General features: G+C 70.7%; 13 protein-coding genes. 1 reads left to right on the forward strand and 12 read right to left on the reverse strand.

What is annotated here, in order from left to right:
* Nucleotides 1-16: 16 nt before the first annotated feature.
* The 12 genes from hsaC to EIL87_RS09725 all read right to left on the reverse strand — a co-directional run bounded on the left by hsaC (nt 17) and on the right by EIL87_RS09725 (nt 12,993).
* Nucleotides 17-928 carry an iron-dependent extradiol dioxygenase HsaC gene (gene hsaC / locus EIL87_RS09670; protein ID WP_125089880.1) on the reverse strand — a complete coding sequence of 304 codons (912 nt, stop codon included), beginning with the start codon at nt 926-928 and terminating at the stop codon, nt 17-19.
* 22 nt (nt 929-950) lie between these two features.
* On the reverse strand, nt 951-1,802 hold the full coding sequence (gene hsaD / locus EIL87_RS09675; protein ID WP_125089881.1) for a 4,5:9,10-diseco-3-hydroxy-5,9,17-trioxoandrosta-1(10),2-diene-4-oate hydrolase: 852 nt from the start codon (nt 1,800-1,802) through the stop codon (nt 951-953).
* On the reverse strand, nt 1,802-2,974 hold the full coding sequence (hsaA, locus tag EIL87_RS09680) for a 3-hydroxy-9,10-secoandrosta-1,3,5(10)-triene-9,17-dione monooxygenase oxygenase subunit (RefSeq protein ID WP_125089882.1): 1,173 nt from the start codon (nt 2,972-2,974) through the stop codon (nt 1,802-1,804). Before hsaA ends, hsaD begins: the two co-directional genes overlap by 1 nt.
* 13 nt (nt 2,975-2,987) lie before the next feature.
* Nucleotides 2,988-4,031, reverse strand: a complete 1,044-nt coding sequence (gene dmpG / locus EIL87_RS09685) for a 4-hydroxy-2-oxovalerate aldolase (RefSeq protein WP_125089883.1) — start codon at nt 4,029-4,031, stop codon at nt 2,988-2,990.
* Nucleotides 4,028-4,933 (reverse strand): acetaldehyde dehydrogenase (acetylating), encoded by a 906-nt coding sequence (locus EIL87_RS09690; RefSeq protein WP_125089884.1) that lies wholly within the window; start codon nt 4,931-4,933, stop codon nt 4,028-4,030. Before EIL87_RS09690 ends, dmpG begins: the two co-directional genes overlap by 4 nt.
* A 91-nt stretch (nt 4,934-5,024) precedes the next feature.
* Nucleotides 5,025-5,801, reverse strand: coding sequence for a 2-keto-4-pentenoate hydratase (locus EIL87_RS09695; protein ID WP_125089885.1), 777 nt, complete (start codon nt 5,799-5,801; stop codon nt 5,025-5,027).
* Between the two features lie 111 nt (nt 5,802-5,912).
* Nucleotides 5,913-7,079: a lipid-transfer protein gene (locus tag EIL87_RS09700; protein ID WP_125089886.1), complete on the reverse strand. Its 1,167-nt coding sequence runs from the start codon at nt 7,077-7,079 to the stop codon at nt 5,913-5,915.
* Nucleotides 7,076-7,501, reverse strand: coding sequence for a MaoC family dehydratase (locus tag EIL87_RS09705; protein ID WP_125089887.1), 426 nt, complete (start codon nt 7,499-7,501; stop codon nt 7,076-7,078). The genes EIL87_RS09700 and EIL87_RS09705 overlap by 4 nt, the downstream gene beginning before the upstream one ends.
* A gap of 70 nt (nt 7,502-7,571) precedes the next feature.
* The gene (locus EIL87_RS09710) at nt 7,572-8,537 is read right to left on the reverse strand and encodes a bifunctional MaoC family dehydratase N-terminal/OB-fold nucleic acid binding domain-containing protein (protein WP_125089888.1); all 966 of its coding nucleotides are present in this window, start codon (nt 8,535-8,537) and stop codon (nt 7,572-7,574) included.
* A 14-nt stretch (nt 8,538-8,551) separates the two neighbouring features.
* Nucleotides 8,552-9,706 carry an acyl-CoA dehydrogenase family protein gene (locus EIL87_RS09715; protein ID WP_125089889.1) on the reverse strand — a complete coding sequence of 385 codons (1,155 nt, stop codon included), beginning with the start codon at nt 9,704-9,706 and terminating at the stop codon, nt 8,552-8,554.
* A 9-nt stretch (nt 9,707-9,715) separates the two neighbouring features.
* The gene (locus EIL87_RS09720) at nt 9,716-10,771 is read right to left on the reverse strand and encodes an acyl-CoA dehydrogenase family protein (protein ID WP_125089890.1); all 1,056 of its coding nucleotides are present in this window, start codon (nt 10,769-10,771) and stop codon (nt 9,716-9,718) included.
* 125 nt (nt 10,772-10,896) lie between these two features.
* Nucleotides 10,897-12,993 carry an acyl-CoA dehydrogenase family protein gene (locus EIL87_RS09725; protein WP_125089891.1) on the reverse strand — a complete coding sequence of 699 codons (2,097 nt, stop codon included), beginning with the start codon at nt 12,991-12,993 and terminating at the stop codon, nt 10,897-10,899.
* Nucleotides 12,994-13,109: 116 nt separating this feature from the next.
* Here EIL87_RS09725 and EIL87_RS09730 point away from each other — a divergent pair, with 116 nt between their 5' ends.
* A complete protein-coding gene (locus EIL87_RS09730) occupies nt 13,110-13,793 on the forward strand; it encodes a class I SAM-dependent methyltransferase (protein WP_233576135.1) in 684 nt (227 codons plus the stop codon).
* The last annotated feature ends 321 nt before the right edge of the window (nt 13,794-14,114 follow it).

A 14,114-nucleotide genomic window follows, 5' to 3' on the forward strand; every position in this document is an offset into this window, starting at 1 on the left:
TCCACCTCGTTCCCCCTCACTGCCCCGGCGGGCGGTTGCCGACGGAGAAGTCGTGGCCCCACAGGCTCACCGCCGTGCTCTCGCGGGCGATCCAGTCCTCGTCGTCGACCTGCCGTCCCTCGCACCCGAACTCGACGTCGAAGCCGCCGGGGGTCTTCATGTAGAAGGACAGCATGAGGTCGTTGACGTGGCGGCCCAGCGTGGCCGACATCGGCACCTTCCGGCGGTAAGCCCGGTCGAGGGTCAGCCCGACGTCGTCGACGTCCTCGACCTCCACCATGAGGTGCACGATGCCGCTGGGCGTGGGCATCGGCAGGAACGCCAAGCTGTGGTGCCGCGGGTTGCAGCCGAAGAACCGCAACCACGCCGGATCGCCGTCCGACGGGCGACCGACGAGCTCGGGCGGCATCCGCATCGAGTCACGCAGCTTGAACCCGAGCACGTCGCGGTAGAACCGCAACGCCGCCTCGTCGTCGTGGGTGGACAGCACCACGTGCCCCAGGCCCTGCTCGCCGGTGACGAAGGTGTGCCCGTAGGGGCTGACGACGCGGCGGTGCTGCAACGCCGCGCCGTGGAAGACCTCCAGCTCGTTGCCCGACGGGTCGCTGAAGCGGATCAGCTCCGCCACCCGCCGGTCGGCCAGCTCCTCCTTCGTCGCCTCCTTGAACGGGATGCCGTTGGCGCTCAACGAGTCCCGCACTTCCTGCAGTCCTGCTGCGTGCTCGGCCTCCCAGCCCGCCTGCAGCAGCCGGTCCTGCGATCCGGGCACGATGACCAGCCGCGCCGGGAAGTCGTCCATGCGGAAGTACAACGCGTTCGGGTCGCTCCCGCTGCCCTCGACCATGCCGAGGACCTTCAGGCCGTAGGTCCGCCACGCCTCGATGTCGGTGGCCTCGATGCGCAGATACCCGAGCGAGCGAATCCCCATCGGACTACCTCCCTTTTGCCGGCTAGTTGAGCAGGAAATCCCGGGTCAGCTTGTTGAATTCCTCGAACTTCTCCAGCTGGGCCCAGTGGCCACAGCCGCCGAACACGTGCAGCTGGGCGCGCGGGATCAGCTTGAGCGCCACCAGAGCCCCGTCGAGCGGGTTGACCCGGTCCTCCCGGCCCCAGATCAGCAGCACGCGCTGGCGCAGCTTGTAGGCCTCGCGCCACAGCAAGCCCTCTTCGAAGGTCTCAGGCTGGGCGAAGGACTTGCCCATCGCCTTCATCGCGGCGAGCGATTCGGGGGCACTCGCCGCGGCGAAGCGCTCCTCGACCAGCTCCTCGGTGATCAGCGACTGGTCGTGGACCATCGTGCGCAAGAAGGCTTCGAGCTTCTCCTTGGTCGGGCCGGGTGGCGCCCCGAACTGCCCGAGCCGCTGCACGCCCTCGGTCGGGTCCGGCGCGAACACGTTGAGGCTCAACCCACCCGGGCCCATCAGCACCAACCGGCCCGCGCGGCCCGGGTGGTCCAGCGCGAACCGCACCGCGGTGCCGCCGCCGAGCGAGTTGCCCAGCAGGTGCGCCTTCTGAATGCCCAGCGCGTCGAAGAGCTCCTTCAACGCGCTCGCGCTGTGGGTGAAGTACTGGCCGTGCTCGGTCGGCTTCGAGGACGTGCCGAATCCGGGTTGGTCCACGGCGATGACGTGGAACTCCTCGGCGAACGCCGCGATGTTGCGGCTGAAGTTGCTCCACGCCGACGCCCCGGGGCCGCCGCCGTGCAACATGACCACAGTGGACCCGTTGCCGACCCCGGCTTCGTGGTAGTGCAGGGTCAGCCCCGAGGGCAGCGTCGCGTCTTGGCTCTTGATCTCCACCATCAGACCATCGAATCCTTCACCGGGATGCCGAACTCTCCGCTGCCGAACATCGTGTACGCGCGCTCGGCGTCGTTGGCCGCGTGCACCCGGCCGGCGTGCGCGTCGCGCCAGAACCGCTGGATCGGCGTGCCCGCCTGCAGCGCCCGGCCACCGGAGTTCTCGAAGAGCCGGTCGACCGCGGAGATCGCCCGCGCGGTGCCGCGCACCTGGTCACGCCTGGCCTTGAGCCGCAACGACATCGGCACCTCCTCCCCTGCCTGCAGCAACGCCAGCTCCTCGGCGATGTTGGTGGAGAGCTGCAGCCACGCGGCGTCGATCTCGCTGGCCGCCTCGGCGATGCGGACCTTGGCGAACGGGTCGTCCTTGGCCTGCTCACCGGCGTAGGCGGCGCGGACCCGCTTGGCCTGGTGCTCGACGTGCGCGTCGTAGGCGCCCTGCGCCATGCCGATGATCGGCGCGGTGATCGTGGACGGGTGGACGGTCCCCCACGGCAGCCGGTACAGCGGCGCGGTGTTGATCTCGTGGCCCGGGCACTGCGTCTTCGACATCGCCATGAAGCTCAACGCCCGGTGCGACGGGACGAACACGTCGTCCACCACGATGTCGTTGCTGCCCGTGCCGCGCAGACCGACGGTGTCCCAGACGTCGTTGACGGTGTAGTCGCCCAGCGGCAGCAGGTAGGTGCAGAAGTCGACCATCTTGCCGTCGTCGTCGAGGGCGGGCCCGCCGACGAACACCCAGCTGGCGTGGTCGCACCCGGAGGAGAAGCTCCACTTGCCCGACAACCGGTAACCGCCGTCGACGACGGTGGCCTTGCCCATCGGTGCGTAGGACGAGGAGATCCTGGTGTTCGGGTCCTCACCCCAGACGTCCTCCTGGGCCTGCTGCGGGAACAGCGCCAGGTGCCAGGGGTGCACGCCCAGGATGGAGGCGACCCAGCCGGTCGAACCGCAGGCGCTGGCGATGAGCTTGACCGCGGTGTAGAACTCCACCGGGTCGGCCTCGTGGCCCCCGTAGCGCTTGGGTTGCAGCAGCGCGAAGAAGCCCGCCTCCTGCAGTTCGGCGATCGTCTCCGCCGGGATCTTGCGGTCGTCCTCAGCCTGCTGCGCTCGATCCCGCAGCGCGGGAAGCAGTTTGCGCACTGCTTCGAGAACTTCGGTGCTGTCGCTCATGCAGCGCTCCTACTCACTCGGCCTTCTCGCGCTGCAGTTCCAGCGCGATGTCGATCAGCTGGTCCTCCTGGCCGCCGACGAGCTTGCGCTCCCCGGCCCGGACCAGCAGTTGCGCCTGGCTCACGCCGTAGCGTTCGGCCTGGTTCGCGGCGTGCTTGAGGAAGCTGGAGTACACCCCGGCGTAGCCCATCATCAGCGCGGAGCGGTCGAGCAGGCACTCCTCCGGCATCGCCGGGCGCACCACGTCCTCCGCGGCGTCGGCGATGGCGAAGAAGTCCACGCCGGTGCGGAACCCGAGCTTGTCGCACACCCCGACGAACGCCTCCACCGGCGTGTTGCCGGCCCCGGCCCCGAACCGCCGTGCGCTGCCGTCGATCTGGACGGCACCGGCGCGGGCGGCGGCGACGGAGTTGGCCACGCTCACCCCGAGGTTCTCGTGCCCGTGGAAGCCGATCTGCGCCTCGCCACCGATCTCGGCGTCGATGGCCGCGACCCGCTCGGTGACCTGCTCGAGCACCAGCGCTCCGGCGGAGTCGACGACGTGAACGCACTGGCAGCCGGCGTCGACCATGATCCGCGCCTGCTTGGCCAGCACCTCCGGCGGCTGGGAGTGGGCCATCATGAGGAACCCGACGGTCTCCATGCCCTGCTCGCGCGCCAGCCCGAAGTGCTGCACCGACACGTCGGCCTCGGTGCAGTGGGTGGCGATCCGGCACACCGACGCGCCGTTGTCGCGCGAGATGACGATGTCGTCGGTGACGCCCACGCCGGGCAGCATGAGCACCGCGATCTTGGCGTGGCGCGCGGTCTCCGCCGCGAGGGTGATCAGCTCTTGCTCGGGCGTGCGCGAGAAGCCGTAGTTGAACGAGGACCCGCCGAGCCCGTCGCCGTGGGTCACCTCGATCACCGGGACCCCGGCGCCGTCGAGCGCCGTGACGATGTCGCGCACCTCGTCGGCGGTGAACTGGTGGCGCTTGTGGTGCGAGCCGTCGCGCAACGAGGTGTCGGTGATGCGCAGGTCCAGCTCGTCGCTGTAGGTCTTGGGCAGTCCGGTCACCGCGCGGCCTCCTTCTGCAGCGCCCCGGTGCGGGCGAGTCCTTCGCCGACCCGCACGGCGGCGGCGGTCATGATGTCGAGGTTCCCGGAGTACTTGGGCAGGAAGTCGCCCGCGCCTTCAACTTCGACGAACACCGCCACGCGGGCCTGACCACCGGTGACGGCCGAGGGCGGGTCGAACTGCGGCTCGGAGAGCAGCCGGTACCCGGGGACGTACTCGGCGATGTCGCGGGCCATCCTCGTGATCGACTCACCGATGGCGTCGGTGTCGGCGTCGGGCGGGATGGCGCAGAAGATGGTGTCCCGCATGATCATCGGCGGGTCGGCGGGGTTGAGCACGATGATGGCCTTCCCGCGCTCAGCTCCGCCGATGACCTCGATGCCCTTGGAGGTGGTGCGGGTGAACTCGTCGATGTTCGACCGCGTTCCGGGCCCGGCCGACACCGAGGCCACGGAGGCGACGATCTCGGCGTAGGCGACCGGGACCACCCGCGACACGGCGTGCACGATCGGGATGGTGGCCTGCCCGCCGCAGGTGATGAGGTTGATGTTGGGCGCGTCGAGGTGCTCGTCGATGTTGACCGGTGGCACCACGTAGGGCCCGACCGCGGCCGGGGTGAGGTCGATGGCGCGGATGCCGCGCTCGGCGTAGCGCGGGGCGTTGGCCTTGTGCACGTAGGCCGAGGTCGCCTCGAAGACCAGGTCCGGAGTTCCGTTGTCCAACAACCAGCCCACGCCTTGGGAGCTGGTCGCCACGCCCAGGTCGGCGGCTCGGCGCAGACCGTCGCTGTCCGGGTCGATGCCGATCATCCAGGCCGGTTCGACGTCCTTCGAGCGGCTGAGCTTGTAGAGCAGGTCGGTGCCGATGTTGCCCGACCCGACGATGGCCGCCTTCGCGGTCATGACGCCCCTCCTGTGATGAGTAGAAGTCGTTGTGCACACCGGTCTTTCGCGCGACCGGAAGCGGCGGTGACTGCGCTGTCCACAACACCCCCTAGGGTTTCGCGGTGAGGCCGACGGTGCCGAGACCGGAGAACTCGGCCTGGAAGGTGTCCCCCGGCCGCAGGTCGATGGCGCGGGTGCAGGAGCCGGGCAGCACGACGTTGCCCGCCTGCAGCCGCACCCCGAAGCCGGCGACCTTGTTGGCCAGCCAGGCCACGGCGGTCGCGGGGTTGCCCAGCACCGCGTCCGAGCGGCCCTCCGCGACGACCTCGCCGTTGCGGTGCAGCACGGCTTCGATGCCGCGCGGGTCGAGCTCGCCGGGAGCCACGCGTGCCGCACCGAGCACGAAGCCGGCGGAGGAGGCGTTGTCGGCGATGGTGTCGGCGATCCCGATGCGCCAGTCCTGGATGCGGCTGTCGATCAGCTCGATCGAGGGGATCAGCGCCTCGGTGCGCTCCAGCACGCCTTGCTCGTCACAACCCGGTGGGACGTCCTCGGCCAGCAGGAACCCGACCTCGACCTCCACCCGCGGGTAGCAGTAGGCGCGCGCGTCGATCGGCACGTCCTCGGCCAGCCGCATGTCGGTCAGCAGGTGCCCGTAGTCCGGTTCGTCGACGCCCATCATCTGCTGCATCGCCGGCGAGGACAGCCCCACCTTGTGCCCGGCGACCGGACTGCCGCGGCGGCGGATGTTGATCAGCTGGATCTGGTAGGCGTCGACCACGTCGATGTCCGGGTGCGACTCGACCAGCGGCGGGACCGGTTCCCGCTCGCGCTCCGCCCGCCACAACCGCTCGGCGAGCCCTTCCCGGGTCTCGGCGCTGAGCATGCGACCTCCACGAACACCGACTGGAACAGGTTCCCATTCGCAGAGGAACCGGTTCACGTGCAACTTCACGCCACATCATACCGCCCGAAGCGGGAAAATCTATAACATGTTTCAGTTGGTTGTCAGCACGAGGCCGCTGGTGGGGACGCCGGTGCCCGCGGTCACCAGGACGTTGTCGACCTCGTCGACCTGGTTGACCGCCGTGCCGCGGACCTGGCGGACCGCTTCGGCGATGCCGTTCATCCCGTGGACGTAGGCCTCCCCCAGCTGCCCGCCGTGGGTGTTGAGCGGCAACCGCCCGCCGTGCTCGATCGCGCCGTCGGCGATGAAGTCCTTGGCCTCACCCCGCCCGCAGAAACCCAGCTCCTCGAGCTGGACCAGCACGAACGGCGTGAAGTGGTCGTAGAGGACCCCCACCTGCACGTCCTGCGGCCCGAGGCCGGACTGCTCCCACAGCTGCCGCGCCACCACGCCCATCTCGGGCAGGCCGGTGAGCTCGTCGCGGTAGTAGCTGGTCATGGTGAACTGGTCCGGTCCGCTGCCCTGCGCCGCCGCGGCCACGACCGCGGGTGGCTGCGCGAGGTCCCGGGCCCGCTCCAGGCTGGTGACCACCAGCGCCACACCGCCGTCGCTCTCCTGGCAGCAGTCCAGCAACCGCAGCGGTTCGGTGATCCACCGCGAGTTCTGGTGGTCCTCCAGCGTGATCGGCCGCTCGTAGAACCAGGCGTTCGGGTTGGTGGCGGCGTGCTTGCGGTCGGCGACCGCGATGCGGCCGAAGTCCTCGCTGGTCGCGCCGTACTCGTGCATGTACCGGCGGGCGAACATGGCCACCTGCGCGCCCGGCGTGCCCAGGCCCATCGGGTAGGACCAGCTGTTGTCCAGGCCCGTCGAGGTGGCTTGCCCGGACAAGCCGGCGTTGAACTGGCCGAACCGCTGCCCCGAGCGCTCGTTGAACGCCCGGTAGCAGACCACGACCTCGGCCATCCCGGTCGCCACGGCCATGGCCGCCTGCTGCACGGTGGCGCAGGCGGCGCCGCCGCCGTAGTGGATGCGGCTGAAGTAGCTCAAGTGCGGGATGCCGACCTCTCGGGCCACCGCCACCTCGGTGTTGGTGTCCATCGTGAAGGTGACCAGCCCGTCCACGTCGGACGGTTCCAGCCCGGCGTCGGCGAGCGCGCCGCGCACGCACTCGGCGGCCAGCTGCAGCTCGCTGCGCCCGGAGTCCTTGGAGAACTCGGTCGCGCCGATGCCGGCGATCGCGGTCGTACCTGAGATCATCGGGTCACCTCCGGCAGCTCCAGCCGCACGCGGCCGGTGACGTGCGTGCCGAGCTGGTTTCGGCCCAGCACCTCGACGACGAACACGTCGTCGCTCCGTTCGAGCACCTGGCCGTGCAGGGTCAGCGTGTCGTAGGCGTAGCAGGGCACGCCGAGCTTGATCGACACCCCGCGCACCAGCGCCTCCGGGCCCGCCCAGTCGGTGACGTAGCGCTGCACCAGTCCCGTCGTGGTGAGGATGTTGAGGAAGATGTCCTGAGACCCCTTGGCCTGCGCCAGGTCCCGGTCGTGGTGCACGTCCTGGAAGTCCCGGGTTGCGATCGCCGTGCTGACGATGAAGGTCGGGGTCGCCTCGATGCGCTCCTCGGGCAGCGCGTCGCCGATGGCGACCTCGTCCGCCCGACGTGTCCGTGTCAGGGTCATGCCTTCTCCAGTGCTCTGCGGGGGCACCCGCACCGGTCGGACGGAAGAGCGGTCGCTGCGCGGTGGCCGCTCACAGGTCCTCCGCAGGGGTCCAGTACGGCAGGGTCAGTTCGTCGTCGACGCGCTGGTAGGCCACCCGGACGCGCTGCCCGACCTCCACCGCCTCGGGGTCGACGTCGTGCAGTTCGCCGAGGACCCGCACGCCCTCGTCGAGTTCGACCAGGGCGATCACCAGCGGGAGCTGCTTGCCGGGGATCGCCGGCCGGTGGTGCACGACGTAGCTGTAGACCTCGCCGAGGCCGCCGGAGACCAGGTGGGTCCGCTTGGTGGCCCCGCACTCCGGGCACATCGGACCCGGCGGGTGCCGCAGCAACCCGCACCCGCCGCAGCGCTGGATGCGCAGTTCGCCGACCGCAGTGCCCTCCCAGAAGTAGGCCGTGTCGCGGTTGATCGCGGGGCGGATGACCTCGGCCGGCGGTTCCGGTTCAGGCGAGGGCCCCGGGTTCTCGGCTTCAGCGGGCCGGAACTTCAGGACCCGGAACATCATCTCGGCGACCGGCTCGTCGCCGACGTACCAGGTGTTGCGGGTGGTGACGAACCAGCCCTCGCCGAGCCCGGTCTTCTTCGGGCCCACCACCGAGTCGAGCTTGGTGGTGACCGTGACGTGCTCGTCGTGCCGCAGGTAGCGGTGGTAGGTCTGGTCGCAGTTGGTGGCCACGACCGAGACGTAGCCGGCCTCGTCGAGCGCGCCCATCATGGCGTAGAGCGGGTCATCGGGATCGCGCTGCGGGTTCAGCCCGCCCATCGTCCACACCTGGGCCATCGCCGGCGGCGCCACGAGTCCACCGTGGACGGACTGCGCCGCGGCCTCGGGGTCGGTGTAGACCGGGTTGGCGTCGCGCATCGCCTCGACCCAGTTGTTGATCATCGGCAGGTTCACCGGATCGCGGGCAGGGCGCGGCGCGCTGGAACCGCCCTCGGCGATCCGCTTCGCCTCCGCCCGGATCTCGTCGGCTTCGGTGGCGGTACTGGTCATGTCACTCCCATTCCTCAGCGCGGGACCCGCGGCAGTCCCAGACCTGCCGTGGCGATCAGCTCCCGCTGGACCTCGCTGACGCCGCCGCCGAACGTCAGCACGAGGTTCCGCTTGGCCTGAACGTCCAGCCAGTGCAGTAGTTCTGCGGTTTCCTCATCGGACGGGTCGCCGTGGCGACCGACGATCTCCTCCAGCTCACGACCCAGCGCCTGCACGGTCTCGGACGAGAACACCTTGGTCGCCGAGGCGTCGGCGACCTCCACCGGGCCGAGCGAGGCCGACGCGGCGACCTGCCAGTTGAGCAGCTCGTTGACCCGTTCGAAGGCCCGCACCCGCGCGAGGGCCCGGCGCACGTCGTCGTGTTCGAGCAGTCCGCGTTCGCGCGCCCACGCGTGCACGCGCTCGCGCAACCCGCCGGTGCGGCCCGAGGGGCCGAGCATGACGCGCTCGTGGTTGAGCTGGGTCGTGATCAGCTTCCAGCCCTGGTCCTGCTCCCCGACCAGCATCGAGGCCGGAACGCGCACGTCGTTGTAGTAGGTGGCGTTGACGTGGTGCGACCCGTCGGCGGTGATGATCGGCGTCCACGAGTACCCGGGATCGCTGGTGTCGACGATGAGGATCGAGATGCCCTTGTGCTTGGGCGCGTCGGGGTTGGTGCGGCAGGCCAGCCAGAGGTAGTCGGCGTCGTGGCCGCCGGTGGTGAAGATCTTCTGGCCGTTCACCACGTAGTCGTCGCCGTCGCGGACGGCGGTGGTGCGCAACGAGGCGAGGTCGGTGCCCGCTTCGGGTTCGCTGTAGCCGATGGCGAAGTGCACGTCCCCGGCGAGGATCTTGGGCAGGAAGAAGGACTTCTGCTCCTCGGTGCCGTAGGTCTGCAGCGTCGGCCCGACGGTCTGCAAGGTCACCGACGGCAGCTGCACGTCCGCCCGGGCGGCCTCGTTGGCGAAGATGTACTGCTCGACGTCGCCGAAGCCCCGACCGCCGTACTCCTCGGGCCATCCCACACCGAGCCAGCCGTCCCGCCCCATCCTGCGCACCACCGCGCGGTGCGCCTCGTCGTGGCGGTCGACCGCGAGCGCGGCGCGCTCTTCGGCGGTGACGAGGTTGGTGAAGTACTCGCGCAGCTCGGCCTGCAACGCCCGCTGCTCCTCGGTGAGTTCGATGAACACGACCCCTCCTCAGGCGTGTCGGGCGAGGACGTCGACGCGGTGGGCGGCCCCACCTGCGAGCCGCGCGAGGTCCTTGACCTGCGAGTAGTAGCGGTGCATCGGGTAGGTGATGTCCACGCCGAGCCCGCCGTGCAGGTGGTGGCAGGTGTGCATCGCCGCGGGCGCCTGGTCGGCGAGCCAGAACGCCGCGACGTCGAGGTCCTCGCCGGCGTCGCGTCCGGTCCCCAACCGCCAGCACGCCGACAGCGCGGCCAGGTGCAGGGTGCGGTTGACGACGTAGACGTCGGCGATCTGCTGCGCGACGGCCTGGAACGCGGCGAGCGGTTTGCCGAACTGGTGACGGGTGCGCAGGTGCTCGGCGGTGAGCTCGAGCGCCCCGGCCACGACACCGTCGCCCAACGCGCACATGCCCGCGAGCGCGCAGGCGTGCACGTCTGCCAGCAGCGCTTCCCCTGGGGCACCGAGGAGTTCGCAGTCGACGTCGTCGAGCCCGACCACCCACTCGGTGCCCGCCGAGGACGTGACCGAGTGCAGCGTGACACCGTCGGCGTGCGGGTCCACGAGCACGATCGCCGGCCCGTCCCCGGTGCTCGCCGAGACGAGCAGGCGGTGCGCGGTGTCGGCGTGCAGCACCCCGGTCTTGCGCCCGGTCACGCGCGAGTTCCGCAGCACCGCCCCGGGTTGCGCGGGCAGCGGCTTCGAGGGCTCGTTGAGCGCGGCGCTGAAGACGCGGTCCGGTTCGGCGAGCAGCCGGTCCTGCTGGGCCTCGTCGGCGTGCCGCGCGAGGGGCAGCACCCCGAAGGCCAGGGTGGCCAACGCCGGGACGGCGACGCCGGCCTTGCCGATCTCGGTGAGCACCAGGCCGACCTCCAGGGGGCCGAGCCCCGCGCCGCCCAGCCGCTCGGGGACCGGCAGCGACAGCAGGCCCGCTTCTCCCAGCGCCTTCCACACCGAATCGTCGAAACCGATTCCAGTTGAGGCGGATGCCCGCTCGGTCTCCCGCGTCAGCACTTCAGCCGCGAGATCCCGCACTGCCTGCTGCGTCTCTCCGAGCGTGAACTCCATCCCGCCCCCTCGACCGACCCCGGTCTCGTTGTGAAACTTGTTCTAGTTCTACCGCCTCGGCGTCCTCCCGCGCAAGACGCCGGAACCGGCTCTCCCGGGCGCCTCGGCGACACGCCGCGCCTGCGTCAGCGAGGGAGTCCCAGGATCCGTTCGGCGATGACGTTGAGCAGGATCTGAGTCGTGCCCCCGGCGATCGACAGGGCGCGGGTGAGCAGCACCTCGTGCACCGGTTCGGCTTCCACCACCAGCGCCTCGATGCCGAGCACCTCGGTGCCGAGCTCGGCGACGCTCTGGCGGTGCCAGACGCCCAGCAGCTTCTCGACGCTGGACTCCGCGCCCGGTCCCCGCCCCTGCAGGCTGCGCAGCGTGGCGCGCAACCGCAGCAGCGATCCGGTCAGGCCCTCGACGACGGCGGCGCCGAGGCGTTCGCGCATCGACGGGTCGGCGTCGCCGGAGGCGGCCAGCAGCCGCTCGACCTCCTGCCCGATGCTGGACCCGCCGCCGAGCGCGACGCGCTCGTTGGCCAGTGTGGTGCGCGCGAGCTTCCAGCCCTGACCGGGTTCAGCGACCAGGCACTCGTCGGGGACGAAGACCTCGTCGAGGAACACCTCGTTGAACCGCTCCACGCCGGTGATCTCGCGCAACGGGCGGACCGTGACGCCCTCGGAGCGCATGTCGACCAGGAAGTAGCTGATGCCGCGGTGCTTCGGCGCGTCCGGGTCGGTGCGGGCCAGGCAGATCCCCCAGTCGGCCTCCTGCGCCAGCGAAGTCCACACCTTCTGGCCGGTGAGCCTCCACCCGCCGTCGACGCGCTCGGCCTTGGTGCGCAAGCCGGCGAGGTCGGAACCGGCGCCGGGCTCGGAGAACAGCTGGCACCACGTGATCTCGCCGCGCAAGGTCGGCCAGACGAACCGCTCGCGCTGGGCGTCCGTGCCGTGCTCGACGATGGTCGGCACGGCCCAGTTGCCCACCACCATGTCGGGTCGGCTCACACCCGCGCGGTCGAGCTCGTCGTCGATGAGCAGTTGCTCGTGGGGACTCGCGCCGCAGCCGTAAGGGCGGGGCCAGTGCGGGGCGAGGTAACCGGTCTCGGCGAGCCGGATCCGCTGCTGTTGAGGGGGAAGCGCGGCGATCTCCTCGACCGCGCTGCGGATCTCACCACGCCGCGCCTCGGGAAGTTCGGCCGACAGGCTCAGCCGCCGGCGCGCTCCGGAGGCCGACAGCTCCGCGACGCGGCGGCGCCAGCCGGCGGGCCCGCCGACGGTCTGCCGCAGCGCCAGCGCACGGCGGAGGTAGAGGTGGGCGTCGTGCTCCCAGGTGAAACCGATGCCGCCGAGCACCTGGATGCAGTCCTTGGCGACCTCGACCGCGGAGTCGAAGACGGCGGCCGCGGCCACGGCGGCGGCCAGCGGGTGCTCGTCGGGGGCGTCCTCGGCCGCGCGGGCGGCGTCCCACGCCAACGCGGTTGCCTTCTCCACCTCGCAGAGCATCCGGGCGCAGAGGTGCTTGACGGCTTGGAACGAGCCGATGACCTGGCCGAACTGCTCGCGAGTGCCCGCGTAGTCGACCGCCGTGCGCAGGCACCAGCCCGCGATCCCGGCGGCTTCGGCGGCGGCGAGCGTGACGGCGAGGTTCCGCACGTCGCGCTCCACCACGGCCGCCGCGGGCACGGTGACCTCGTGCAGCACGACCTCGGCGACCGGCCGGGACAGGTCCAGCGACGGGCGCGGGGTGCGCTCGGCCTGGTCAGCGGGCAGCAGGAACCAGACCTCGCGGTCACCGGCGCGCGCCGGCAGCAGCAGGTGGGTCACCCCCACCGCCCCCGGGACGGCCGCGATGCGGCCGGACACCACCAGCCCGTCGGCAGTGTCGGTGGCCACCAGCTCACCGGGGTCCAAGGAAACAGCGGCGGTGGCCCGACCTTCGGCGAAGTCGGCATCGCCGAGCAGCGCCACGGCCACGGCGGTGGACCACACCGGTCCGGGCACCAACGCGTCGGCGGCCTGCTCCACGCCCGCGGCGAGGTCGGCCAGCGTGCCGATCCGCTCGGTGATCAGGGAGAACAGTCCGATCTCGGTCAGGCTGACCCAGGACTCCTGCTCGTGCCAGATCGGGGCCTCGGCGCCCTCCAGCTTGCGCACCGCACCGGTGCCCAGCCCTTCGGCCCAAGACCGGATGGACTCCTGCAGGGCCCGCTGCTCCTCGGTGATCGCGATCGGCACAACGCCTCCTCGTCCGCGCCCGCACTGCGAGAATTAGAACATGTTCTAACAAGCTAGCGGGTGGACCGGGTACCCTGCAACGCGCACCAGCAGCGACGTGAGAAGAGGCACCACCCGTGACGCAGGGATCGACCACCGACCGCGAGCACCACCCGTCGATGACTGCGGAGCTGCTCTACCTCGCCGAGCAGGCGACCGGGTTCATGCCGACCGACGAAGGCCTGGCGCTGCACGAGACCGCCGTGGCGCACCTGGGCGAGGGCGTGGGCGTCGAGATCGGCACCTACTGCGGGAAGTCCACGATCTTCCTGGGCGCGGCCGCGCGCCGCACCGGCGGCCGGATCGTCACCATCGACCACCACCGGGGCTCGGAGGAGCACCAGCCGGGCTGGGAGTACCACGACCCGACGCTGGTCGACCCCGCGGTCGGCAAGCTCGACACGCTCGGCGAGTTCCGCCGCACCCTCGCCCGCGCCGGGCTGGAGGACGAGGTCACCGCGGTCGTCGGCCGCTCCACGGACGTCGCGGCCTTCTGGCGGACTCCGCTGACGTTGCTGTTCATCGACGGCGGCCACACCGAGCAGGCGGCGATCACCGACTACGAGGGCTGGGCGCACTGGCTCGCCCCGGGCGGTGCCCTGGTCATCCACGACGTCTTCCCCAACCCCGAGGACGGCGGCCAGGCCCCCTACAACATCTACCGCCGCGCCCTGGACACCGGCGCCTTCACCGAAAGCCGCCACACCGGCTCCATGCGAGTCCTCGAACGCACCTCAGGCACCCCGGGCTCCCTCCCCTGACAACGCCGCGGACCTCCAGCCGTGCCGTGCCCCCACTGACCCCGAACGGTCGAACTTCGCGAGAAGCTCGACCGTGCAGCGCACCCCTCGAACTTCGCGAGAACTTCGAGACCCCACCCTCACGACCAGGCACTACACGCCCGAGCACGGGCGAAGGATCCAACTTCGCGAGAAGTTCGACGGTGCGGCGCGCCCCTCGAAAATCGCGCGAAGTTCGAGGTTCCGCCCCTCTGACCACGTGATGCGCGGCCGGATGCGGGGAAGGGTGCGGGGTCCACGCGGGGGGTGGGGTGTTGTGGACGTTCGAAATCCGCGCGAAGT

The organism is Saccharopolyspora rhizosphaerae, assembly GCF_003931915.1.
Classification (GTDB): domain Bacteria; phylum Actinomycetota; class Actinomycetes; order Mycobacteriales; family Pseudonocardiaceae; genus Saccharopolyspora; species Saccharopolyspora rhizosphaerae.

Excerpts from the sequence above, each read along its gene's own strand:
- hsaC (WP_125089880.1), bottom strand. The coding sequence starts at position 928 with ATGGGGATTCGCTCGCTCGGGTATCTGCGCATCGAGGCCACCGACATC.
- hsaD (WP_125089881.1), bottom strand. The coding sequence starts at position 1,802 with ATGGTGGAGATCAAGAGCCAAGACGCGACGCTGCCCTCGGGGCTGACC.
- hsaA (WP_125089882.1), bottom strand. The coding sequence starts at position 2,974 with ATGAGCGACAGCACCGAAGTTCTCGAAGCAGTGCGCAAACTGCTTCCC.
- EIL87_RS09690 (WP_125089884.1), bottom strand. The coding sequence starts at position 4,933 with ATGACCGCGAAGGCGGCCATCGTCGGGTCGGGCAACATCGGCACCGAC.
- EIL87_RS09695 (WP_125089885.1), bottom strand. The coding sequence starts at position 5,801 with ATGCTCAGCGCCGAGACCCGGGAAGGGCTCGCCGAGCGGTTGTGGCGG.
- EIL87_RS09700 (WP_125089886.1), bottom strand. The coding sequence starts at position 7,079 with ATGATCTCAGGTACGACCGCGATCGCCGGCATCGGCGCGACCGAGTTC.
- EIL87_RS09705 (WP_125089887.1), bottom strand. The coding sequence starts at position 7,501 with ATGACCCTGACACGGACACGTCGGGCGGACGAGGTCGCCATCGGCGAC.
- EIL87_RS09710 (WP_125089888.1), bottom strand. The coding sequence starts at position 8,537 with ATGACCAGTACCGCCACCGAAGCCGACGAGATCCGGGCGGAGGCGAAG.
- EIL87_RS09720 (WP_125089890.1), bottom strand. The coding sequence starts at position 10,771 with ATGGAGTTCACGCTCGGAGAGACGCAGCAGGCAGTGCGGGATCTCGCG.